Origin of the sequence: Cupriavidus sp. Met-2, assembly GCF_049843575.1 — a bacterium.
GTDB classification, from domain to species: Bacteria; Pseudomonadota; Gammaproteobacteria; order Burkholderiales; family Burkholderiaceae; genus Cupriavidus; species Cupriavidus metallidurans.
Genome location: NZ_JBBHZL010000002.1, coordinates 151,507 through 173,226 on the forward strand (window position 1 = coordinate 151,507; position 21,720 = coordinate 173,226).

Annotated in this window: 20 protein-coding genes and 1 pseudogene; 10 read left to right on the forward strand and 11 right to left on the reverse strand. The window is 61.7% G+C overall.

The window, feature by feature from the left end; translation table 11 throughout:
* The first annotated feature begins 266 nt into the window (after positions 1-266).
* Positions 267-791, forward strand: coding sequence for a phospholipase D family protein (locus WD006_RS05845; RefSeq protein ID WP_029307814.1), 525 nt, complete (start codon positions 267-269; stop codon positions 789-791).
* Positions 792-1,049: 258 nt separating this feature from the next.
* Entirely contained in the window at positions 1,050-1,952 is a 903-nt protein-coding gene (locus tag WD006_RS05850; protein WP_029307813.1) for a DMT family transporter, read from the forward strand.
* Between the two features lie 334 nt (positions 1,953-2,286).
* On the opposite strand, the gene WD006_RS05855 is transcribed toward WD006_RS05850, so the two are convergent.
* Positions 2,287-3,087, reverse strand: coding sequence for a helix-turn-helix transcriptional regulator (locus tag WD006_RS05855; RefSeq protein WP_011516622.1), 801 nt, complete (start codon positions 3,085-3,087; stop codon positions 2,287-2,289).
* Between the two features lie 381 nt (positions 3,088-3,468).
* Between WD006_RS05855 and WD006_RS05860 the strand changes: the two genes are divergently transcribed.
* Positions 3,469-3,918, forward strand: coding sequence for a YdeI/OmpD-associated family protein (locus WD006_RS05860; protein WP_029307812.1), 450 nt, complete (start codon positions 3,469-3,471; stop codon positions 3,916-3,918).
* Between the two features lie 39 nt (positions 3,919-3,957).
* On the opposite strand, the gene WD006_RS05865 is transcribed toward WD006_RS05860, so the two are convergent.
* Positions 3,958-4,932, reverse strand: coding sequence for a LysR family transcriptional regulator (locus WD006_RS05865; protein WP_011516625.1), 975 nt, complete (start codon positions 4,930-4,932; stop codon positions 3,958-3,960).
* A 149-nt stretch (positions 4,933-5,081) separates the two neighbouring features.
* On the opposite strand from WD006_RS05865, the gene WD006_RS05870 reads away from it, so the two are divergent.
* Positions 5,082-6,626, forward strand: a complete 1,545-nt coding sequence (locus WD006_RS05870) for an acetolactate synthase large subunit (protein ID WP_011516626.1) — start codon at positions 5,082-5,084, stop codon at positions 6,624-6,626.
* A 161-nt stretch (positions 6,627-6,787) separates the two neighbouring features.
* A complete protein-coding gene (locus WD006_RS05875) occupies positions 6,788-7,177 on the forward strand; it encodes a tautomerase family protein (RefSeq protein WP_227874032.1) in 390 nt (129 codons plus the stop codon).
* Here WD006_RS05875 and WD006_RS05880 read toward each other — a convergent pair.
* Positions 7,137-8,042 carry a LysR family transcriptional regulator gene (locus WD006_RS05880; RefSeq protein ID WP_011516628.1) on the reverse strand — a complete coding sequence of 302 codons (906 nt, stop codon included), beginning with the start codon at positions 8,040-8,042 and terminating at the stop codon, positions 7,137-7,139. The genes WD006_RS05875 and WD006_RS05880 overlap by 41 nt on opposite strands.
* 103 nt (positions 8,043-8,145) lie before the next feature.
* On the opposite strand from WD006_RS05880, the gene WD006_RS05885 reads away from it, so the two are divergent.
* The gene (locus tag WD006_RS05885) at positions 8,146-9,561 is read left to right on the forward strand and encodes an aldehyde dehydrogenase family protein (protein ID WP_011516629.1); all 1,416 of its coding nucleotides are present in this window, start codon (positions 8,146-8,148) and stop codon (positions 9,559-9,561) included.
* 29 nt (positions 9,562-9,590) lie between these two features.
* On the opposite strand, the gene WD006_RS05890 is transcribed toward WD006_RS05885, so the two are convergent.
* Positions 9,591-10,997: a thiamine pyrophosphate-dependent enzyme gene (locus WD006_RS05890; RefSeq protein ID WP_324608780.1), complete on the reverse strand. Its 1,407-nt coding sequence runs from the start codon at positions 10,995-10,997 to the stop codon at positions 9,591-9,593.
* Positions 10,998-11,009: 12 nt separating this feature from the next.
* Positions 11,010-11,495 (reverse strand): annotated as a pseudogene (locus WD006_RS05895) (thiamine pyrophosphate-binding protein); the annotation flags it as partial.
* Between the two features lie 384 nt (positions 11,496-11,879).
* Here WD006_RS05895 and WD006_RS05900 point away from each other — a divergent pair.
* A complete protein-coding gene (locus WD006_RS05900; protein WP_011516632.1) occupies positions 11,880-12,782 on the forward strand; it encodes a LysR family transcriptional regulator in 903 nt (300 codons plus the stop codon).
* A 223-nt stretch (positions 12,783-13,005) separates the two neighbouring features.
* On the opposite strand, the gene WD006_RS05905 is transcribed toward WD006_RS05900, so the two are convergent.
* The gene (locus WD006_RS05905; RefSeq protein WP_029307809.1) at positions 13,006-13,746 is read right to left on the reverse strand and encodes a helix-turn-helix domain-containing protein; all 741 of its coding nucleotides are present in this window, start codon (positions 13,744-13,746) and stop codon (positions 13,006-13,008) included.
* Positions 13,747-13,900: 154 nt separating this feature from the next.
* Between WD006_RS05905 and WD006_RS05910 the strand changes: the two genes are divergently transcribed.
* The 3 genes from WD006_RS05910 (at position 13,901) to WD006_RS05920 (ending at position 16,614) form a co-directional block, all read left to right on the forward strand.
* A complete protein-coding gene (locus WD006_RS05910) occupies positions 13,901-14,530 on the forward strand; it encodes a YebB family permuted papain-like enzyme (RefSeq protein WP_029307808.1) in 630 nt (209 codons plus the stop codon).
* Positions 14,527-15,264, forward strand: a complete 738-nt coding sequence (locus WD006_RS05915; protein WP_029307807.1) for a sterol desaturase family protein — start codon at positions 14,527-14,529, stop codon at positions 15,262-15,264. Before WD006_RS05910 ends, WD006_RS05915 begins: the two co-directional genes overlap by 4 nt.
* 453 nt (positions 15,265-15,717) lie before the next feature.
* Positions 15,718-16,614 carry a hypothetical protein gene (locus WD006_RS05920; protein WP_029307806.1) on the forward strand — a complete coding sequence of 299 codons (897 nt, stop codon included), beginning with the start codon at positions 15,718-15,720 and terminating at the stop codon, positions 16,612-16,614.
* 397 nt (positions 16,615-17,011) lie between these two features.
* On the opposite strand, the gene WD006_RS05925 is transcribed toward WD006_RS05920, so the two are convergent.
* From WD006_RS05925 to WD006_RS05945, 5 genes are all read right to left on the reverse strand, one after another.
* A complete protein-coding gene (locus WD006_RS05925; protein WP_029307805.1) occupies positions 17,012-18,079 on the reverse strand; it encodes a LacI family DNA-binding transcriptional regulator in 1,068 nt (355 codons plus the stop codon).
* 56 nt (positions 18,080-18,135) lie between these two features.
* A complete protein-coding gene (locus WD006_RS05930; protein WP_029307804.1) occupies positions 18,136-19,113 on the reverse strand; it encodes a tripartite tricarboxylate transporter substrate binding protein in 978 nt (325 codons plus the stop codon).
* A 45-nt stretch (positions 19,114-19,158) separates the two neighbouring features.
* On the reverse strand, positions 19,159-20,274 hold the full coding sequence (locus WD006_RS05935) for a porin (RefSeq protein ID WP_011516641.1): 1,116 nt from the start codon (positions 20,272-20,274) through the stop codon (positions 19,159-19,161).
* Positions 20,275-20,386: 112 nt separating this feature from the next.
* Positions 20,387-20,737: a cupin domain-containing protein gene (locus WD006_RS05940; RefSeq protein ID WP_008651613.1), complete on the reverse strand. Its 351-nt coding sequence runs from the start codon at positions 20,735-20,737 to the stop codon at positions 20,387-20,389.
* Positions 20,734-21,711 carry a quinone oxidoreductase family protein gene (locus WD006_RS05945; RefSeq protein ID WP_029307803.1) on the reverse strand — a complete coding sequence of 326 codons (978 nt, stop codon included), beginning with the start codon at positions 21,709-21,711 and terminating at the stop codon, positions 20,734-20,736. Before WD006_RS05945 ends, WD006_RS05940 begins: the two co-directional genes overlap by 4 nt.
* Positions 21,712-21,720 lie beyond the last annotated feature (9 nt).

Below are 21,720 nucleotides of genomic sequence, written 5' to 3' on the forward strand. Positions count from 1 at the left end.
CAACGATCCGCCAGCCTCACGACGCCCCAGAGCGCGAAGAACACAACGAAATAGGCGAACATTGCAAACTCCCTTAACTGGTTGGTACAACTTCATTTCAGCAACCAGCATGGGCGGATCCAACCATCCAACTCCGAATTGATCCCAGGAATCGTCCTATTGGGGGACCATCGGCCACGCCAACGCCGAGACAACCACTGCGAGCGTCCATGTACGTGAGCCATACCCCGTCCAGTGCCAGGCGCTCCGACCAAGGCCCTAACGCCATGACAAGAACCCGAAGCATCGCCCTTGCCACCCTTCTCAGCATTTCATCTCTCGCCCATGCCACTCCCAGCATTCAGGTTGGCTTCTCCCCGGAGGGTTCAGCGCGAGAGCTTGTTCTGAAGACTATCGGTAGTGCGCAGCATTCCATTCAGATGCTCGCCTACTCGTTTCAAGCTCCTGACATCATGCAGGCGCTGGTTGATGCCAGGAATCGAGGCGTGGAGGTGCGCGTGGTAATCGACAAGAAGCGCAACCTGGGCAAGACGAGCTTGGCAGCCATGGACCTTGTGACCCGCAATGGTGTGGAACTGCGGACCACCGACCATTTCCATATCCATCACGACAAGACGATCATTGTCGATGGCAACACGGTTGAAACAGGTTCCTTCAACTTCGCGCCATCTGCCGAGACATCCAACTCCGAGAATGTGGTCGTCATTCGAGACATGCCCGAGGTTTCACGCCAGTACATCGAACATTGGCAATCACGCTGGAATCTGGGGAAACCTTATCCAGCACGATAACTGAGCCGCCCGGGAGCCGTGGAGGCTGGTTGCTTCAAGTTAATGGCGGTTCAGAGGCAGGGATTTGAAGCTGTCGATAGTTGACTGCCTCAGCTTCGGCTGGCGGGATGTCATCCTGATCCTTTCGCGGGCGCCAGCACGCGGTCACCTATTCAGGTTATTTTCGGACGTCATCGAGCTACCTATTCTCCAGCAGACGCAAGGGTCGCGGCGCAATGCGCCCGTCAAAGGCCTGCGACGCTAAAGAAAGGAAGGGCGATGAGTGCCTATCTGGCTCCAGCAGGCGCGAGTGCAATCACGCCGACTTGCGCCCTGCAGGGCGCGGTTGCGATCGCTGCATTTGCCTCGAACGCGCTACTGTGCCGCGTCGCACTGTTCACTTACTCCATCGACGCAGCGACATTCTCCGATATCCGGCTGCTGGCCGGAGGCGCGACGTTACTGGTCGTGACGAAGCTGAAACCGGAGTACACCCGGCAGCCCAATCCTGACCCTGACTGGATCTCAGCTACAGCGCTGGGGATTTTCGTGATCCTGTTCTCATTGTCGTATCTATCCCTCGGCGTCAGTTTCGGTGCGCTCGTGTTGTTCGGGACGGTACAACTGACGATATTTATTGCCTGCCTTCTCAAAGGCGAGCGCTTCCACCGCGTGGCGCTGATGGGCTATCTCCTGGCTATTGCCGGACTGTTATACCTGACCACACCCGGCATCGGCGTTCCGCGATTCTCCGGCTTGCTGATGATGGTTGGGGCGGGCGTGGCATGGGGGATCTATACCTTGCGAGGCAGGCGAGCCGCAAGTCCACTCTCGGCAACGGCAGGAAACTTCCTGCGCGCGACTCCGACCTGCATCGTCCTCGGTTGGATGCTTCACGGCCATGCCCACGCGAGCGTAGCCGGGGTTGCCCTCGCTGTGGCGTCAGGGGCTGTGACATCTGCTGTCGGCTTTGTCGTGTGGGCGTCGGTAATCCGAAAGCTGCCGGCGATGTCCGCGGCCACCATCCAGCTACTGGTGCCACCCGTTGCAGCACTTGGCGGCGTTCTGTTCCTGCAGGAACCCGTAAGTACGCGTCTTGTTGTCAGTTTCGTTGCCGTCCTGTTCGGCGTCTGGCTGGCAGCGTCGGTTGGTGCAAGGCACAGCGTCACGGCTCGACGTTAGCGAAGCCTCCATGGGGAAGATGCATTCAGTTTGCGGCCGGCTTGGCTCGCCGCAGCCCATTTACGCGTCAGGTGCCACGATGAAAGCAGCAATTGGCTTCACCTTCGCCTGCTGGTTGTCGGGTGCAATCCTTATTCTTGTGGATTCCACGGCCGCAATCGCGCTGAGTGGCGCGCTAGCCCTGGCAGGGTTGGATCTGTTCGCACCTTAGCCAAGCCGCTGCAATCCTCTGTACGATCTGCGCTGGATTTCTTGCGCAGGCCGCATGTACCGGGCGAACTCGATGCCAGGCGGCTACGCTCAATTGCCCGCAACGGCACCACTCTGCAATGCGTTATCGCAACTTGCCGAGCCACAGCGCGGTGAGCGTCGAGCGATTTCGAACGTTGAATTTTGCGTAAATTGATTTGATATGGACGTGAGTCGTGTTCGGACTCTGCTCGAGCTTCTGCGCGATCTGCTTTTCCGTCAGTCCGTCGAGCAGCCCCAGCAACACCCTTCGCTCGGCCGACGTCAGCGACGCGTCGGCGATGAGCAGGCCGTGGCTGAGCAGTTGCTGCCGGTAGTACCACCTCAGCCCGTGCATCACGAAGCCCAGAAGCTCGAGATCCGGTGCAGAAAAACGGGGGGCTTGCAGATCGCGAAACACGAAGAGATGAATCCGCACATCATCGTTGAGCGAACAACGCACCTGGATGCTGTCGGCGTGACCAACTTCGAGGTAGTGACGGCGATAGTGGGCACCTTCAAACCATTCGGCGGGCATCGCCTCGAAGAGAAGATTGGCGCGGAATGGCTCATCCCCCGACATGGCCACGACATGTGACGAGTCCACGTTGCCGGACCATAGCGTGTCGAACTGCTCCTGCACGGAAGCAACCATCGCGGGGACAGGATGCAGGAGGCGAACAAGGCGTGGACGCCAGCCAAACAAGGGGTCCTTTCGCGCGACCGCAGGTAATCGGACAACGACAGCCCAAAGTGCATTCTGTGCCGTGACCATTGCACAGAGCGTGGTTAACAAATGGGTCAGCGCGTCATCGGCTTCGCCGGCGGAGAACTCGGCCAGCCGGTCCCAGAGTGCAAAGACGTCATCGCGGTGCGATACGTTGGCGGAATCCGAGAGTGGATGCATGGCGTCCCCAGGAAGAATGGGCGAATCACCAATCTTCGGTGATCTTGGGCTCTCCAGACAATATCACCCCGAGCGCGCTTGGCTCCAGCGCGAGCTTGGGCGGGCCGGCGCAGGATGCAGTGCTTCTCGACCAGATGAAACGTGCCTTGTATTTCACATATGGTGCGGCCCGGCGCTTGGGATAAATAGCCTTTGACTTCCGATTTCGCCTTACCTATCTTTCTCGACGCCATATACGACTGTCGAACTCGCCTCCCACTCCGGAGGCCGGCGACTTTCGGAGGTGCCGGTAACGCGCATGCCCATCGGGCAGCGCGTCCCGGGTTTCATTGCGTTCGTGTTTTCCTAGATCTCCTTTGAGTACCTCAGCTCTCCGGTCGCATGAAATTCATATTCCAGGCAAAGGTCCTCCCCTCGGGCAATGCAACGGCCGTCGAGGTCCCGAAGGATGGCATTGAGTCGTTCGGCGCGGGCGCGCGACCACCGGTTGCCATCTCCATCAACGGCCACAAATGGCGAAGCAGAATTGCCGTAATGAATGGCAACTGCTTGGTGGGTATCAGCGCGGCCAACCGGCGAGAAAGCGGTATCGCGGAGGGCGACCTCGTCGACGTTCAAATAGAACTCGACGAAGAGCCGAGAACGCTGCCGGAACCGACAGACCTTTCTGAGGCCCTGAGGAAAAATAAAGGCGCCAGAGCCGCCTTTGATAGTTTGCCGTTTGGGCTCAAACGGAAGCACGTCGCTGCGATTGAGGATGCCAAGTCTCTTGAGACGCGGCAGCGTCGCATCGCCAAGCTCGTCAGCGAACTGCAGCAAAGTTCGGCCTAACCTTTCGCCACACACCGACGCGCAAACGGTTGCTACCGCTCAGCGAGACGAGTATCGACGCGGTTTAGCCCTCGTCGCTGCTGCAGGATGACCGGCATCTCGCTGCAGCGCAGTCGGCAGTTCGGTCTTCAGCAATTCGATCCACGCGCGCGTTTTCGCCTCAAGAAACTTCCGCGACGGCAGCATCAAGTAGACGCCGATAGCCGGGGAGCGCCACGCGGGCAGTACGACGCGTAGTTCGCCGTTGCGGATGTGGTCCACAGCCGAAAAGATCGGCAGCAGCGCAATGCCCAGCCCGCTGCTCGCGGCGTGGAGGACAACGCCGGGGTTGTCACCCACCAGCGGGCCGCCGGCGTCCAGTGTGAAGCTCCGTGTGCCGTCCGTCAGCGTCCAATCGGGCGTCGTGGACGGGTTGGCGATGCGCAGACAGGCATGTGCTGCAAGTTCCTCAACGGATTTCGGCGTGCCGCGCCGCTTCAGATAGGACGGCGCCGCGCACAGCAAACCGTAGGTTTCCCCAAGGGCCTGCGCCACCAGGTTCGAATCGGAGAGCCGTTGCGCCAGGTAGACGCTGGCGTCCACGCCTTCGGCAATCAGGTCCGGGGCGTATTGGGACGTGCCGTACTCCACGGCCACCTTCGGATACCTCGCACAGTACATCGACACAAGCGGGACCACATAGCGTTCGCCAAACGCGGCCATGCAACGCACCCTGAGCCGTCCGTCTGGTTCGACATTTGCGCCGCCCACCCCGCTTTCCGCCTCGGCCACCAGCTCGAGAATGCTCCGGCACTGGTCAGCATACCGCTCGCCGACGCTGGTCAGCGCCAGCCTGCGGGTTGTCCGTTGCAGAAGCTTGGCCTGCAGGCGCTTTTCCAACTCGGAAACCAGCCGCGAGACCTGCGCCGTCGTGAGCGCCATTTGGGCGGCGGCGGCCGTAAAACTGCCCGCATCGACGACACGCAGAAACGCTGTCATCGCATGGAGCAATCCATAGTCGAGATTCTTACGCATGACGTAACAGAGTTTCTGAGTTGGCTGTATTTTTACATCGAATCGGAGTTTCTACTATCGATCCGTGCTCGGTTGCACAACCTCGTTGCCCTGCTACGAAACCGCGGTGAACGAGGATTCGATGGTGGTTCGATTTCGGAGTGTCAAGCATGAACGGTGCGGAAAGTCTGTTGCGTTCGCTGGTGGCGTGTGGCGTGGAGGTGTGTTTTGGCAATCCGGGCACGTCGGAGATGCATTTCGTGGCGGCGCTCGATGCGGTGGATGGCATGCGCCCCGTCCTTGGCCTGTTCGAAGGCGTGGTCACTGGCGCGGCCGACGGCTACGGTCGCATGGCAGGAAAGCCTGCCGCCACGCTGCTGCATCTGGGTCCGGGCCTGACCAATGGCCTGGCCAACCTGCACAACGCGCGGCGCGCATCGAGCCCGATCGTCAACATCGTCGGCGACCATGCAGCCTCTCATTCACGCTACGAGGCACCGCTGACTTCCGATATCCAGGGATTCGCGCGGCCGGTATCGCAATGGATTCACGCATCCGCAAGCGCGCTGACGGTTGGCGCCGACGCCGCGCGCGCCGTGCAAGCGTCGATGGAGGCACCCGGCCAGGTGGCCACACTGATCCTGCCTGCGGATACCGCCTGGAGCCAGGCCGATACCGTCGCGGCGCCGCTGCCGCTGCCGAGTCGGGCGCCGGTAAGCGGCGCCACCATTGCGAACATCGCCGCGCTCGTCCAGCGTGGCGTGAAGACGGCGTTCCTGCTGCGCGGTGACGCTTTGCAGGAACGGGCCCTGCACGCCGCAGGCAAGATCGCTGCGAAGACGGGTGCCCGCCTGCTTTCCGATACGTTCGCCCCGCGCCTGCAGCGTGGCGCCGGGCGTGTGCCCGTGGAGCGCCTGCCGTACTTCGCCGAGCAAGTCGTGGAATTCCTGGCTGGCACCGAATTGATCGTGCTGGTCGGCGCGCAGCCACCGGTCAGCTTCTTCGCCTACCCGGACAAACCAAGCTGGCTGACGCCGGAAGGATGCCGGCTGGCGGTGCTCTCCCATGCGCACGAGGACGGCACCGGCGCGCTGAAAGCGCTGGCCGACGTGCTCGGCGCAACAGGTTCGATCGCGGGGCACAGCGTACGCAAGCACATGGAGCCTCCCGCCAGTGGCTCCCTGACCCCCGAATCGATCATGCGCAGCGTGGCCCGGCATCTGCCCGAGCACGCCATCGTCACCGAGGAGTCGGGCATGGCGATGGCGTACTACGGCCTGACCGAATCGGCCGCGCCGCACGATTTCCTGACCCTGTCTGGCGGGGCCATCGGCAGCATGATGGCGCTGTCGATCGGTGCCGGCATCGCCTGCCCGGATCGCAAGATCGTCAACCTGCTTGGCGACGGCAGCGCGATGTACACGGTGCAGTCGCTGTGGACGCAGGCTCGCGAGCAGATCGACGTCGTGAACGTCATCTACGCGAACCGCGGCTACAAGATCCTGAACAACGAACTGAAGCGCGTCGGCGCGTCACAGGACGGTGCACGCGCCGCGTCGATGTTCGATCTGCAAGATCCATCGCTCGACTGGGTGGCACTGGCCGCGGGCATGGGCGTGGAAGCGGTCCGTACGGTCTCGGCCACGGACTTCGACGCCGCGTTCGCTTCCGCGATGCAGCGCCGCGGGCCGATGCTCATCGAGGCGCTGATCTGAGCGCGATGCACTGGAGCCATTCGCGGGCGGCGAATCGAACCTGCCGATGCGAGCCCCGTATCAGCCCGAATCGGAAGCAGCGATCAACGGCCTCGTTGCCGGCTGACCCACACCCTTTCGTCGACCGAAGAGAATCGATCATGCCAATGACCCACGTATCCATGCGCAAAGGCCAGCCTGCGGCGTTCCGCGCCGCGGTGTTGGAAGCCATACACGAGTCCCTGCAAAAATCGCTCGATGTACATCCGGAGGCGTTCTTCATGACCATCAGCGAACACGAAGATGCGAACTTCCACGCCAACATGACGTATCCGTTCGTGCGTTCGGCAAACCTTCTGCTCATCCAGATCACGCTGACGGCGGGCCGGTCTACCGGCGACAAGCAGCGGTTCTATCGCAATCTCGTCGCACGGCTCGAGGCCGGTTCCGGCATCAAACCGGCCGACGTGTTCATCAATCTGATCGAAGTCGCCAGCGAGAACTGGTCCCCCGGAAACGGGCTACCAATCGCTACTGCGCTTCAGCCAGACGCAGCTCATGGACCAGGCTGACAAGCGCGCGCAACCGTGCGGGCACGAAACGATGGCCTGAGTAATAGAGTCTCAGCCCGCCAAACGACGGGCACCACGGAGCCAGCACGGGCACCAGGGCACCGGTCTTCAGTTCGTCTTCGATGAACCACTCGGAGATAAAGCCGATGCCCAGTCCGAGCAGTAGCGCCTGCCTGATGGCCGGCATCTCGTTGAGCGCAATGCGAACGGGCAAGTCCATCTGCAACTTCTGCCCCTTGTGCTCCAGCTCCCACTGATAGATGCCGCCGTGGGACATGCGCATGCCGATGCTCCGATGCTGGAGCAGATCGCGTGGGTGTCTGGGTGTACCGTGGTGTTCCAGGTATGCAGGCGTTGCCACCACAAGCATGCGGACGTCGCGCGAAAGGGGCACGGCGATCATGTCTTGCGGGACGGATTCGGCCAGGCGGATGCCTGCATCGAACCCTTCTGCCACGACGTCGATCATGCGCGACTCGCTCACGATGTCTATCCGCACATCGGGATAGCGCTGCGCGTACACGTTGAAAAGCGGCGCCAGCAGCAAATTTGCCGCGCCCTGCGGCGCATTGATGCGCAGCGTGCCACTGGGCACGTCCGGGCCGCTGCCGGCTTCCTCGCCTGCGCTCTTGATTGCCGCCAGCGCGGGGGCAATGCGTTCCACATACCGCAAGCCGGCGTCAGTCAGGGCAACGCTGCGCGTCGATCGATTGAACAGACGCACCTTCAGGCGCGCCTCCAGTCCAGCCACCGCGCTGCTCACGGCGGTGGTGGACATGCCCAGCTCCTGCGCGGCACCACGAAAGCTGTTGCGGCGCGCCACGGCCAGCACCGCTTCCAGTTCGGTCATTCCTGTTCTGTGCATGGATTATCCTGAATTTAAGGATGCATCATCAACCATAACACTGCTTATCAGAACAATAAACCAATCCTAGACTACGTGGCATCCCACTCGAAGAGAGGTCATCATGCAACGCATTGCGCATATCTATATCAACGGAGAATTCGTCACGCCGCACGGCGACGAATGGTTCGATCTCTACAACCCGAGCACCGAGGAAGTCATCGGCCAGGTGCGGCTGGGTGATGCGCAGGACGCGCGGCGCGCCATCGCGGCGGCCCAGGCGGCGTTCCCCGCCTGGTCGCGCACCACACGCGAGGAGCGCATCGCAGCCCTGCACCGTATGCACCGGGCCGTGGCAGCGCGTGAAGACGAGTTGATGGAAGCCATCCTGCTGGAGTACGGCGCACCGCAGGTGCGTGGACGCTGGATGGCAACCTACCCGGCCGATGTCATTGCTCAGGCAATCGACACACTGGAGTCCTTCGCCTTCGAAGAGCATGTAGGCTCGGCCAAGGTGATCCAGGTACCTGTCGGCGTTGCCGGCCTGATCACACCATGGAACAGCAATGCGGGCTTCATCTGCAACAAGCTGGCCACCGCGCTAGCGGCAGGCTGCACGGCGGTCATCAAGCCCAGTGAGATGAGCGCAATGCAAACCCAGATCGTGGCCCAGGCGCTACACGAAGCCAGCCTGCCCCCGGGGGTGTTCAATATCGTCAACGGCCGAGGCGAGATCGTCGGCGAGGAGATTGCGCGCAATCCTGGCGTCGCCAAGATCTCGTTTACCGGCTCATCCGCAGTCGGCCAGCATCTGGTGGTCACCGGTGCGGAGACCATGAAGCGCGTGACCCTGGAACTGGGTGGCAAGTCGCCCACGATCGTGCTGCCCGACGCAGACTTTGCCACCGTCATGCCGCTGGTACTGCAGGCCGGTTTTGCCAATAGCGGCCAGGCTTGCATTGCCGGGACGCGTATCCTCGTGCCGCGCAACCGCCTGACCGAATTCGAGCACATCGCAAAGGAGGCGGTATCGCATGTCCGATCCGGAGATCCACGCGATACCGACACCGACATCGGCCCAATGGTGAGCCAGAAGCAATGGGAACGGGTGCAGAACTACATCCGTATCGGACAGCAGGAAGGTGCGACGCTGCTGGCCGGTGGCGAAGGCCGGCCCGATGGCATGCATGCCGGATGGTTCGTGAAGCCCACCCTCTTCACGCATGCCAACAATCAGATGCGCATCGCGCGTGAGGAGATCTTCGGCCCCGTGCTCACAATCATCCCCTACGACGATGAGGCCGATGCGATCGCCATTGCCAACGACACGCGCTATGGCCTGAGTGCCCTGGTGCTGGGCACGAATCTTGAAAGCTGCGAACGTGTGGCGCGCCAGATCGATTCAGGCCGCGTGCTTGTCAACACCTTGGCCCACGAGCCGCGCGCACCGTTTGGCGGCTTCAAGCATTCCGGGCTCGGGCGAGAGATGGGCCGATGGGGCATGAGCGCGTACCTGGAGCCCAAGACGTTGCTTACCTGAAGCAACGCTTGGGTCCGACGCTTGGGTCTTCAGCGGAAGTTCTCGCGCACCATTTCCAGTACATCCGCGCCGCGTCCGTTGAGGATGGCGCGCACGGAGTACATCGCCATGCCGATCACGGGGCCGGCTTCCAGGAAGGGTGGCTTGACCAGTTCCAGCGGATTGACGATGACATTGAGAAGCGCAGGGCCGGGTTGCGACAGCCACTCCTGCACCGACGCGTCCAGCTCAGAGGCCTTGCGCACCGTCTTGCCCCAGAGGCCGATGGCCTCCGCCACCTTGCCGAAGTCTGGGTTCTTCAGTTTCGTAAAGGTGTCGAGCATGCCCTCGGCCTTCTGCTCGATCTCCACGAAGCCAAGCTTGCTGTTGTCGAACACCACGATCTTGATGGGCACCTCTTCCTGGATCGTGGTGAGCAGTTCGCCGAACAGCATCGTAATGCCGCCGTCGCCGCACATGGCGATGACCTCGCGATCGGGGCATGCCTTCTGCAGGCCCAGTGCGCTGGGCAAGGCGCTCGCCATGGTGCCGTGCAGGAGGCTGCCGAAGATCTGGCGTTTGCCGTTGGCGTCGAACAGACGCAACGCCCACACGATCGGACTGCCATCGTCAGCGCAGATCAGCGCATCGTCGGCGGCGTGCTTGTCGATGATTGACGCGAGGTACGAGCCGGGAATGCTGTCGTTGTGGCCCGGGATGAGAGGCTTCCTTGCCGCTACCATCGCTTCGGCATAACGCTTGATGTATTTCTCCTGGAATGACGCGTCCTCGTGCTGGTCCAGATGCGGCAGCAGTGCCTGCAGCGTAGTTTGGATGTCGCCTACCGCGCCCAGCGTGATGGGGTGGCGTCGGCCCAGATGCGTTGGGTCGATGTCGATCTGCACGATCTTTGCCCCATCGGGATAGAACTGGCGCCACGCAAAATCCGCGCCGAGCAACAGCAGCGTGTCGCATTCGAGCACCGCGTTATAGCCGGCTTCGTTCCCCAGGATGCCCGTCATGCCGATGTTGTACGGATTGCCCGGTTCGAGCCAGTTCTTCGCGCGCGAGGTATGGGCGACCGGCGCCTTAAGCCTTTCCGCGACGGCCATGATCTCGGCGAGCGCCTGCTCGCAGCCGGACCCCGCATAAATGGCAGTCTTCCTGCCGGCATTCAGGACCTCTGCGATGGCTCCGATCTCCGCGTCATTCGGCCGGATGGATAGACGACTGTGGTGAACGCGATAAGGGAAGTCCTCCTTCACTTCGCCATGTGAAATATCCACCGGCACGATCAACACGGCAACGCCGCGCCTGGCCAGTGCGGTCTGACAGGCCATCGCGGTTTTCCTGCGGGCCTGTTCGGGCGTCAGGATCATGTCGCAAAACACCGAGCATTCCTTGAAGACCGACTTGAAATCCACCTCTTGAATGAACTCGAAGCCCATCTCGCTCATCGCTACCTGACTGGCGATCAGGACAGCCGGAGCGCGATTGCGATTGGCCTCGTACAGGCCGTTGATGAAGTGCAGACTGCCTGGGCCGCAGCTTCCGGCGCACGCTGTCAGGTTGTTGGTGTATAGCGCCTCAGCGCCTGCCGCAAAGGCGCCCGCTTCTTCGTGACGAACACCGACCCAGTCGAGGAACTTCGATCGAGGTGTTCGGCAATCAGGTTGAGGGTGTCGCCGACAATGCCATAGCAGCGCTTGACGCCAGCCTGTTCGAGTACCTCTACGATGATCTCCGCAACTTTCTTGCCCATTCTTATCTCCTCTACGCTGGAACTGGAAAGCTGGCGAGGGTGCTCTTCGCCATCTTGACACCCCTATGGCCCCGGAGATCGACGAACATTCTTTGGTTCGCCAGTGGAAAGCCGACCTTGCTGTGCCTAACGTCCGTCGCTCGTGAAAGCCAGGCCGCGCTACTGCGTCAGATCCGTGACATGCCGAGAGCATCGGGGCAATCCAGAGCAGCGCACGGGGCAGCTGCTCCAACCCACCTGTCGCACCTACGACGACGATCCCCTTCACGGTATCGCAATGCGATCGGCGGTGCCTTCGCCGGCAATGTTGGATGGCATAAGCTAAGAGTCAATTGGGACGCCCGAATCTATCGGCGTTGCGGGACTGACAACGGCCTGGAGCGCCAAGGCACAGTTCATCAGTTATCAGCGTGTACAGGCAAGGCGCAGTCCAAGTCGTCGTTCATTCTCGCTAGCAACCTGGGCTTTGGGTTGGGGTGCCATCGTTTTGCCCACGCCGGACGTTTCGAGTTTAGATAGCCTCATCCGATGCGTCCAAGACCTACTATTTATCTGTCCGATACTCTTGAGGCATGAAATGGAACTGAGGCATCTACGCTATTTCGCGTGCGTCGGCGAGGCGGAGCACTTCGGGAGAGCAGCGAAGCTACTCAAAATCGCGCAGCCAGCGCTTTCGCGACAGATTCAGGATCTGGAAGCGGAGTTGGGCGTCGCGCTCTTCGATCGCTTGCCGCGCGGGGTACGGCTAAATGCTGTGGGACGCTCATTTCTCGACGACGCTCGTCGTATTCTGCGCGAGGTGAATGAGGCGAAGCTTCGGGTGGAGCGGATCGCCGCCGGTCAAACCGGAACGCTGCGAGTGGGATTCGGTGAAACCCAAGCGTGGCATGGTGCCGTACCTGACTCGCTGCGCGCGTTTCGTGAACAGCACCCGACTGTGGAACTTGAACTCCATGCCATGGCTTCCAGTCGTCAGGTTGATGCGGTCAGCTCGGGAAACCTGGACGCAGGATTCATCTTCAGCTTGACAAAGCCGCCTTCGGAGTTCGCGCATCGAAAGGTCGCCCGGCACAAGCTGGTGCTGGCCGCGCCGAAGGATCATCCCATCATGTCGCTCGACAGCGTGCGATTGCGCGAACTCCGCGATGTTCCCTTTATCTGGTTCCATCGATGGGTCTATCCACGCTTCCATGATCGCCTAATCCGCGCGTGCCTTCGCGACGGGGCTCTGGCGCCACAAATTGTTCAGCAGGTCACAGATCACGCGACGATGCTGAGCTTGGTATCTTGTCGCCTCGGTGTCGCCTTCGTCAGCGAGGCGACGCGGTGGCAGTGCCCGGCGGGAGTGGCCCTTCGCCCTGTCGACGACTTGAACTTTTCGTTACCGTTCTATTTGATCTGGAAGAAAAACAATTCCTCGACACTACTGCGTGAGTTTCTGGAGAACGTCTGGACGGTAACCAATGCGCGTGATAGCTGACGGCAGCGTCTTGTGACCGCGATTAGCGAGAATTGCCGCCACCTCGAAGCTGTCGGATGTCTCAGAAGGGTCGCTATACAACGTTCGCGCGTCCAGCAGCCAGTTGACCCAGAGAACTGGAGAATCAGCCCACATAGCTGCCGCCTCGCCCCCAATCTACGTCGGAAGCCCGAGTACTTCCGCTCGATTTCGCTGCGGGAGCCATATGGCTTACAGCGCCCTCTTACCGAGGCCGTTGGCGCAAGCTCGCAAATCCGGTTGGCTCCCACTCCCGCGTGGCCAGGAGCATGCCGATCCCACGACGCTGCGCCAGAGGCGCAGACGCGGACTCATCGTGTAATAGCGCAACACGGGCCCGAAGCCGTTGCAGTTCCAACCGCAGTTGCTCAAGCGCCGGGCCCGTCAACATGGCGTGCGCAAACTCCATGGTCTGGCCCGGCGCATTAAAGGGGCTGTCGAGAAAGTCGTTCAGCCCCTCCTCCCTGAAGAAATGACGAATCGGGCCATCAGGCAGCCAGTCAAAATCGCGCATGACGCGCAGGCGGATCCGGTCGCCGGGCAGGAGGGTAATCAGACCCATTCGGTCAAGCACAAGAAGCCGCTCCACACACTCCGCACGGGTGATCTGGTAAGCAGCGACGATCTCTTCCGCCGACCAGTGGTTTAACGCGCAGACTGCAACCAGCAGCAGCTTGCGGTCTAACACCAGTTGCGCCTCCTGTTCCCGGGTAAGCCGCCGCAATACCGGCAGAGCGGCGGCGGCCTCCTGTGCGAGTTCGGCCAACGTAAAGCCAAGAAGCGTGGCGAGCTGGGCTAATCGGTCCAGGTTCAGCCGTTCACTGGCGAACAGCCGCTTGACGCTGGCTTCGGATAGGGCGAGTGCTTGCGCGACATCGCGATAGGTCAGCCCTTGCGCCTTGAGCTGGCGCTTGATTGTGGCGACGAGTTGTTCAACCTCGCTCATGGTTCTCCCCCGAACGCTAGAAGGAATCGGAGCCACGTATCAAATTTTGATACTCGACGGCCATCCAATCGCCACTCTGGCAGAGATTTTCACATTTTGCGATACCCCATGCGATGCTGTGTCCATCGATACAGCGCTGCCAGGGAGATCAATCATGCAGATCGATTCCAACGTTCTGGACCTTGCCACGACGCTCCAGGTTGGCGATATTGTCTTTATCCGCGTTCGAGCCCGCCCCTTTCGTGAAGTTGCCACCGCCACGGCCTCGTGGACAAATCACGTCGGCATCGTAGTTGCCAACTCGGGAACCGGAACGTCGATAGCGGAAAGCACGTTCCCGCTCAGTCGAACCACCTCCCTCAAACGCTTTGCTGCGCGCTCCGAACATGGGCGAATTGCCATTGCGCGGCTGCGGCAGCCGCTGACGGCCTCGCAGCAACTCCGACTGTCTGAGGCCGTGCGCCACCGCATGGGCATCTGGTACGACACTGGTTTCAACCTTCACTCGCGACGCCAGTTCTGCTCTCGTTTCGTGCGAGAAGTGCTGGCGGAGTCAGCCGACATCGGTGTCGGCGAAGCTGAGACATTCAAGGCACTGCTGGCGCGTCAGCCTGACGCCGCGCTTGGCTTCTGGCGGTTGTGGTACTTCGGCCGGATTCCATGGGAACGGGAGACGGTCACACCTGCCAGCCTCCTTCGCAGCCCCGCACTGGAACTGCTTTTCGATGGCACCGTCCAGCCAGCGCATGCTGCTGCCAACCGGTCCGGAGGAGCAAAAGCATGATTTCCGTCATTCTTATCGTCTTTGCTTGCTGCTTCGTACTGGAGCGCATTGCGCCAGGCTGGCCCCTGCCGCGCGTGCGCACATGGCCTATTCGAGTCCTGCTGGTCAACGCCGTCCAACTCGGCGTTGTGTTGCTCGCCGGCATTAGTTGGGAACGGTGGCTGGCATCGTGGTCGCTGTTCCGCCTCTCGGACCATGTTTCGCCGGCCGCCGGGGGGCTCCTCGCCTACTTCATCGCGACCTTCGTCTTCTACTGGTGGCATCGCTGGCGCCACGAGTCGGACTTGCTCTGGCGCCTGTTCCACCAGATCCATCACAGCCCGCAACGGCTTGAGGTGATCACGTCGTTCTACAAGCACCCCGCTGAGATGGTTGTCAATTCAATAATCGGCAGCCTGTTGGTCTACACGTTGCTTGGCCTGTCGCTTGAGGCGGGCGGCGTCTATACGCTGTGCACTGCGTTGGGTGAATTCTTCTATCACACCAATGTCAGGTCGCCACGTTGGGTCGGATTTGTGTTCCAACGGCCAGAAATGCATCGCATCCACCATCGTCATGGGCATCACCGGAACAACTACGGTGACATCACCTGGTGGGACATGCTCTTCGGCACCTATGAGAATCCGGCCGAATGGCGGGACAGTTGCGGCTTTGATAACAACCGCGAACAGCGGCTGACGGAGATGCTGGCCTGGCGTGATGTCCATGCTGATAAGCGGCCGGATTCGCGGTGATATGGACTAGCGGCTACAGCAGACTTGACCCGGGTCGTCCACGAATAGAGTCCAGCAATGCTCCCACAGCGGCGTGATTGGGCCCGCCATGCTGAACATCGCGGAGGAAGCCGGGCGAACAAGATCGGCCAGAAGCCGACGACGAGCAGCCGGCGGGCGAGTGTCGCGTCTGAATCGCGGAGCGGCCGTTGTATTCACTCGGCCGATTTCGAAGCATTGGGTGCCCCAGTCCTCGCCACAAAGCCGCAGCCTGTAGCGTCGCCGAAACACCCCGGCTCCCTGAAACTGGTAGCCAATACTGGCCTTCCCTTTGGGCCAATTGAGTCGCCCATCAAGACCGGATAGGTTGGGAAGCGGGACATTTCGTGTCCAGAGGCGGACAGGCTGCCTCATTCATTCACGGCATCGCGCAGCGGCTGTGTGACAACAATACGATCATCGAAGGCGTGATCAATGGAATTGGTGCAACGGGGACGTCGTCTAGGTAGGAGCGATATCGAGGCGCGCATTTCGAGGCTCCGTGGGAAACGTATCGGCGTCGCTATCCTCTTTGCTATCGCTACTGGCTCGGGGCATGCCGAATCGCCGGACGCGGGTGGATGGAAATTTGCGATCGCACCCTACCTCTGGTTACCCAACGTGAGCGGCGCTTTCAGCTTCTCCGGAAACTCCTCAACAGGAGGGGGTAGGCTCGACCTGGGAACCGGGCCGGACAGCTATCTCCAGAATCTGCAGTTTCTTCTGATGGTGCAGGCGGAAGCCAGTAAGGGGGACTGGGCGATCATCGCTGATGGGGCATACCTCGACTTCAGCCACCAACAAACCACCCTCAATGCCGTCGGCGCAGGGGGCGGTGGCGCGGTTGCCATCCCTCGCGAGTTGGCGACGAGTACAAGCAGTAGCCTGAGCGGTGGGCTGTTCGGACTTGCCGCCGCCTATACCGCGCTGCGATCGCAATGGGGAACGGTCGAGCCACTCGGCGGGCTTAGATACCTGAACCTCAGCGCCAGTGCGAACTGGACGCTATCCGCCACGTTCACGCAGCAAGGCGCGACTCTGGCGACGCAGGGAAGCCTGTCGCAGACAGCGAATATCTGGGATGGAATTATTGGTGTTCGCGGTCGATTACGTCTCGGAAACCTTGATAGATGGTATGTGCCGTACTACGTCGACGTCGGGACCGGCTCTTCCAAATATACCGTGCAAGCGTCCGGTGGCGCGGCCTATGCGGCAAGCTGGGGAGATGTGCAATTGACCTATCGCTACTTGACGTATCAACTCCGTAGCGGCGACCTTGTCCAAAGGCTCACGCTGAAGGGCCCCATGCTAAGCGTGGCCTTCCGCTTCTAAATAGTCGTTTGCCATCAGCGTGGCTTGACGCCCCACCTCAGGGACTGCCAATCAAGCAGTCCGGTGTTATCCCTGCAATGGCCGTTCAAACGATTCCATGTCTAATGACCGCCTAGGCGTCGATAGTCGCCTGTGACACGCGTTGGTGGCTCGCTATCAGCCCCGGCAAGCCGAAATGTCCAAATACGGAACGGCTCCGGCCAGTTTATCCAGCACGTCGGCCGTCTCATAGGGGTCGGTTAGAGACGGCCGCCATTGCACGACGACGTCGGCCTGAATTGGATTGAGCGATGTGCCAAGTGCTAACGGCGTTTGGGACCTCCAAGCTGGTAGCTACCAGCTATTGCCTTCTAACGGCAACTCAGACTGATGATGCGCCGATGCTGGCTGTAGCCGCTTAGCGCGGCGCGGCCGTCGAACCACGCACGACGAGTTCGGGCGTCAGCGAGACGGATACCACTGGCGCCTCCGGCTTGCCGATCTTCTTGAGCAGCAGCGTAGCGGCCTGCTCGCCCATCTCGTGCACGGCAATACGGATCGTCGTCAGCGGTGGGGTCAGCGCATCCACGAACGGCATGTCGTTGTGCCCGACAACCGATACGTCATCCGGACAGCGGATGCCGTGCTCGCGCAAATAGTCATAGCAGCCCATCGCGACGAGGTCGTTGCCGGCCGCGATCGCGGTCAGGCCCGGCAATGCCTGGAACAGTTCGGCGCAGGCTTCACGTCCGGCCTCACGGGAGTAGCTGACGGCCTCCACCACCGCGTAGTCGTCGCGGCGCAAGCGATGGCGCTTGACCGCCTGCAGGAAGCCTTCGCGGCGCTGCTGGCCAGTGGACGTGGTCTCCGGTCCGGCGATATGGCCGATGCGGCGATGACCAAGCTTCACCAGGTGATCGACAGTCAGCCGCATCGCCAGCAAGCCATCGCTGACCACGCACGATGCGCACCCCGTCGGCTCACCCCGGTTGACCATCACCACCGGGATGGAAAGCTTCAGGCAGTAGTCGAGGATCGGGTCGTCGCGCTCTGCTGTGGCCAGCACCAGTCCTTCCACCTGCCGCCCCATCAACTGGTCGATGACGAACCGCTGACGCGACTTGTCGGCGCCGGCATTGACGACGATCGGCACATAGCCGTCACGCGCCAGCACCGATTCGATACCAGCAAGGATCGGCGGGAACACCGGGTTGGCAATATCGGGCAGCACCACGCCGACCAGTCCGGAACGCTGCGTGCGCAGGCCGGCCGCGATCCGGTTCGGCCGGAAGCCGCGCTGCTCGGCCAACTGCAGGATGCGTGCGGCCACCTCGTCGGCCACCAGATGCCGCGTGGCCGGATTCATCACGCGCGAGACGGTGGAGTAATGGACGTCAATCTCGGCAGCCAGGTCTTTGAGAGTCAGGCGTTTGCGCTCGGGCATGTTGGCAGCGGGCGGTGCGATTACGGGTTGGCGATGCGCCATTCTAGCGCCTGCGATCGGCACGCCCGTGCCCGCTTGCTGCCAGATGGCGGCCCCGGCTACTGCCCCGCCGTCACCCCCGACTGCCGCACCACTGGCGCGAGCTTGCCGATCTCCACCTGGATATAGCTGGCGAACGCCTGCGGTGTGCTGCGGCGGGGCTCGGCACCCTGTGCAGCCATCCTCTCGCGCACGTCTGGCGAAGCCAGCACCTTGCCGATCTCCGCGTTTAGCGCATCGACGATTTCCTTCGGGGTACCCGCCGGCGCCAGCACGCCGAACCAGGAATCGAAGGCGTAGCCTGGCAGTCCGGCCTCCGCTACCGTCGGGATATCGGGCAGCACGCTCGTGCGCGCGGGCGTGGTCACTGCCAGCGCGCGCAGCTTGCCTTGCTTGACAAACGGCATGGCGGAAAGCGTCGGCGCGAACATCATGTCACCGCGCCCGGCCATGACATCGGTCAGAGCCTCGCCAGTGCCCTTGTACGGAATATGCACGATGTCGATCCCGGCCTGCATCTTGAACAACTCGCCGCTCAGGTGCGTGGAACTGCCCGATCCCGCCGAGTCGAAGTTCATCGCGCCCGGCTTGGCCTTCGCCGCCGTCACCAGATCACGCACCGACTTGTACGGACTCGCCGCGTTCACTACCAACACGTTCGGCACCGATGCCACCAGCGAGACCGGCGCGAAATCCTTGACCGTGTCATAGCCGAGCTTCGGGTAGAGCGTCGCATTGATGGCGTGGCCCACCGAGACCAGAATAAGGGTGTACCCATCCGGCGCCGACCGGGCCACCGTGGTGGCGCCAAGCGTGCCGCCCGCGCCAGGCCGGTTGTCGACAACGATCTGATACGTGCCGCCTTCGCCCATCTTGGTGCTGATGATGCGCGCCAGTATGTCGGTGGCGCTGCCGGCCGAGAACGGCACGACCAGCCGAATCGGCTTGCTGGGATAGTGCGGCGGCGCAGCCGTCGCCATGGTCGATGCCATTACAAGGGAAAGCATGGCGCCAAGCGCCTTGAAACGTCGAAGCATGATATGTCTCCTCGCGATGCGTGTGCGGGTGCGGGTATTCGAACGTCAGAAGAAGTGACGCATGCCGAGCGCCACTGTTTGCGGGTCGGCGCCAGCCTTGATGCCGAGCTGGTTGATTGCGAAGTCGTAGACCGCGTTCTTCTTGTTGTTGATGCGGCTGTAGTACGCGAACAGCGCCGTGCGCTTCGACAGCGGATAGTCGTAGCCAACCGTGAACTGGATAGCTCCCGTCTCGGCGCCACTGCGGAAGTAGCCAATCGTGCTGGTCGACGACCCTGTCCCGTTCGCGGCATATGCAACGCCAGCGCGCACACTGCCGGTACCTACCTGCTGCACCAGCGACGCGTAATAGGCGTTGCGCTGCAGGTCACCCGTATCGGTGCGGTAGTGCAGGTGCTCGTAGATCGCCGCAAGGCGCGTCCCCTGGAACAACTGGTAAGCGATGCCGAATTTCAACGCATCGTCGTTGCGGCCCGCGGCCTGATAGTGTTGGTGGATTTCGTAGGCGACGGTGGCGTTCAGCGGACCACGTTCGTAGACGGCAGCCATCGAGTACAGCGCCGGATTGCGCGGCACGGTGAGCTTTTCCTCTGGCAGCCCCCAGCCGAGCGAGACACTGACGCCGGCCAGTGACGGCGAACGGTACTGCACGATGTTCTTCTGACGCCGGTCGAACGAACTGGTGTCCTGCACGTTGTCGGAGCTCGAGGTCGATCCGTTGCCGATCAGCGCCATGTAGCCGGCGGTGGTCGGGTAGTACGGGTCGTAACCCATCGTTGCCTCGGTGTAGGGCGTGGTCCAATGCCCCATGAAAAACAGGCCATAGTCGCCCTGCAGACCGATGCGCGAATTGCGTCCCGCGATCTGTCCCTGCCCGGTATCGATCGACAGGTTGCTTTCGATCTGCCACACCGCCTTCAGCGATCCTCCCAGATCTTCCTCACCGCGGAAGCCGAACACCGAACGGTTGTTGGTCTGGCGCACCACGCTGCCAAGCGACGTGCCATTCGTCGAGGTACTGGCGCTCGAATACTCGATGGCTGTGTTGAGCCGGCCATAGATCGTCACGTTGGTTTCCGCGCTGGCGTCAGCGACAAAGCCGGTCGCCATGACGACCAGTGGCATGACGTGGCGTCGGCGCAGGTGCAGGATCGGGGGCATCTTTTTGTCTCCAGGTTTTTTTATGTTCTTCTGATGCCCGCCTCGGGCCGCATAAAGCGCAAACGTTTGCATTCCGGGGCGGACGAGGACTTCAAGGGTCAACTGCTTAGGGTTATGGATTGACAGCTTTCGGATAAGGCATGGCCAGCAGCAACATCGCTGGCCGATTGCCAGGGTTGGATACCTGGCGCCCCTCTCCCGGCGCCAGCCGCACCGAATCGAACTGGCCGAGCGTGACGCTCTCCCCGGGCGTCCGGATGCATACCTCGCCTTCCAGCACCACGTAGTGCTTTTCCACGGGCGAGGCATCCATGGACGTGTGGCCGCCCGGGAGAATCACGGACACACCCATCCACAACGCCTCGGACGGCCCAGCTTCGTGCCCCTGCAAGCGCAGGCAGTGCATACCTTCGTGATTGGCCGGGAAATAGGCCGGCGCCTGTGCGAACCGGGTGGTGTTCATGGCTTGAGCACCACGCGCTCGCTCGCGCCCTGCAGTACCGCGCGATACGCCTCCCGGGCATCCGCAAGTGCATACGTGTAGTCGTCGAGTACCGGGAATGGCTTCAACGCACCGGAGGCGAACATCGGGGCGAGCGCATCCAGGATGTTGGCGCACGCCTGGCTGTCCAGTGCGAGCGTATCGACGCCGACATACGTGTGTTGGCCGCGATAGAACGCGAAGATGTCGAACGGTACAGGCTTCTCGATCGTCGAGATGAAGATCTGCGTGGCACCAATCGCCATGGCCAGATTCGCTTGTTCGAAGTACGGGCTGCCCACGGTGTTGTAGACGATGTCCGCACCATGGCCGCCGGTCTCGGCCCGCACCACGTCGGCAATGCCTTCACGGCTGGCGTCGATCATGCGCACCGGACCGCTTGCGTGGCCGCGATACGGCTCGGCGCCACGCTCGACGGCGAAGACACGCGCGCCGAGCGCCGTGGCGATCTGGATCGTGGCCTGCCCCACCTTGCCGTTTCCACCGCCGACCAGCACCACGCTGCCTGCCTTTGGCATGCCCGCGCGTCGCAAGCCTTCGTACGCGGTGATGAACGGCACACCCACCGCACCCGCTTCCAGCTGCGACAGCGTAGCCGGCTTGGCGCGCACCGATTGCGCGTTGACGCGCAGGTACTTGCCATGGGTGCCGTCGCGGCGGATACCAAGCTCGCCGCCGCTGCCCCATACCTGCTGGCCCATGAGCGCAGCCGGCCCATCTATGACGACGCCTGCGTAGTCTCGCCCCGGGGTACGCGGCCAGACCGCGTGGGGCATCAGGCCGAGCGTCGCCTTCACGTCGCTCGGGTTCACCCCGGCGCTGGTCACTTCGATCACGCATTCGCCATCGGCAGCCTCGGGGCGTGGCACCCCCAACAGGGTGAGATCGAGTTCGTCGATGTTCGCGGCTTTTCGTTTGACCTGGATAGTGTTCATGATGATTGG

Bases quoted from the DNA above. Each gene is read 5' to 3' on its own strand.
- WD006_RS05845 (WP_029307814.1), top strand. From the start codon at position 267: ATGACAAGAACCCGAAGCATCGCCCTTGCCACCCTTCTCAGCATTTCA.
- WD006_RS05850 (WP_029307813.1), top strand. From the start codon at position 1,050: ATGAGTGCCTATCTGGCTCCAGCAGGCGCGAGTGCAATCACGCCGACT.
- WD006_RS05855 (WP_011516622.1), bottom strand. From the start codon at position 3,087: ATGCATCCACTCTCGGATTCCGCCAACGTATCGCACCGCGATGACGTC.
- WD006_RS05860 (WP_029307812.1), top strand. From the start codon at position 3,469: ATGAAATTCATATTCCAGGCAAAGGTCCTCCCCTCGGGCAATGCAACG.
- WD006_RS05865 (WP_011516625.1), bottom strand. From the start codon at position 4,932: ATGCGTAAGAATCTCGACTATGGATTGCTCCATGCGATGACAGCGTTT.
- WD006_RS05870 (WP_011516626.1), top strand. From the start codon at position 5,082: ATGAACGGTGCGGAAAGTCTGTTGCGTTCGCTGGTGGCGTGTGGCGTG.
- WD006_RS05875 (WP_227874032.1), top strand. From the start codon at position 6,788: ATGCGCAAAGGCCAGCCTGCGGCGTTCCGCGCCGCGGTGTTGGAAGCC.
- WD006_RS05880 (WP_011516628.1), bottom strand. From the start codon at position 8,042: ATGCACAGAACAGGAATGACCGAACTGGAAGCGGTGCTGGCCGTGGCG.
- WD006_RS05885 (WP_011516629.1), top strand. From the start codon at position 8,146: ATGCAACGCATTGCGCATATCTATATCAACGGAGAATTCGTCACGCCG.
- WD006_RS05890 (WP_324608780.1), bottom strand. From the start codon at position 10,997: ATGAGCGAGATGGGCTTCGAGTTCATTCAAGAGGTGGATTTCAAGTCG.
- WD006_RS05900 (WP_011516632.1), top strand. From the start codon at position 11,880: ATGGAACTGAGGCATCTACGCTATTTCGCGTGCGTCGGCGAGGCGGAG.
- WD006_RS05905 (WP_029307809.1), bottom strand. From the start codon at position 13,746: ATGAGCGAGGTTGAACAACTCGTCGCCACAATCAAGCGCCAGCTCAAG.
- WD006_RS05910 (WP_029307808.1), top strand. From the start codon at position 13,901: ATGCAGATCGATTCCAACGTTCTGGACCTTGCCACGACGCTCCAGGTT.
- WD006_RS05915 (WP_029307807.1), top strand. From the start codon at position 14,527: ATGATTTCCGTCATTCTTATCGTCTTTGCTTGCTGCTTCGTACTGGAG.
- WD006_RS05920 (WP_029307806.1), top strand. From the start codon at position 15,718: ATGGAATTGGTGCAACGGGGACGTCGTCTAGGTAGGAGCGATATCGAG.
- WD006_RS05925 (WP_029307805.1), bottom strand. From the start codon at position 18,079: ATGGCGCATCGCCAACCCGTAATCGCACCGCCCGCTGCCAACATGCCC.
- WD006_RS05930 (WP_029307804.1), bottom strand. From the start codon at position 19,113: ATGCTTCGACGTTTCAAGGCGCTTGGCGCCATGCTTTCCCTTGTAATG.
- WD006_RS05935 (WP_011516641.1), bottom strand. From the start codon at position 20,274: ATGCCCCCGATCCTGCACCTGCGCCGACGCCACGTCATGCCACTGGTC.
- WD006_RS05940 (WP_008651613.1), bottom strand. From the start codon at position 20,737: ATGAACACCACCCGGTTCGCACAGGCGCCGGCCTATTTCCCGGCCAAT.
- WD006_RS05945 (WP_029307803.1), bottom strand. From the start codon at position 21,711: ATGAACACTATCCAGGTCAAACGAAAAGCCGCGAACATCGACGAACTC.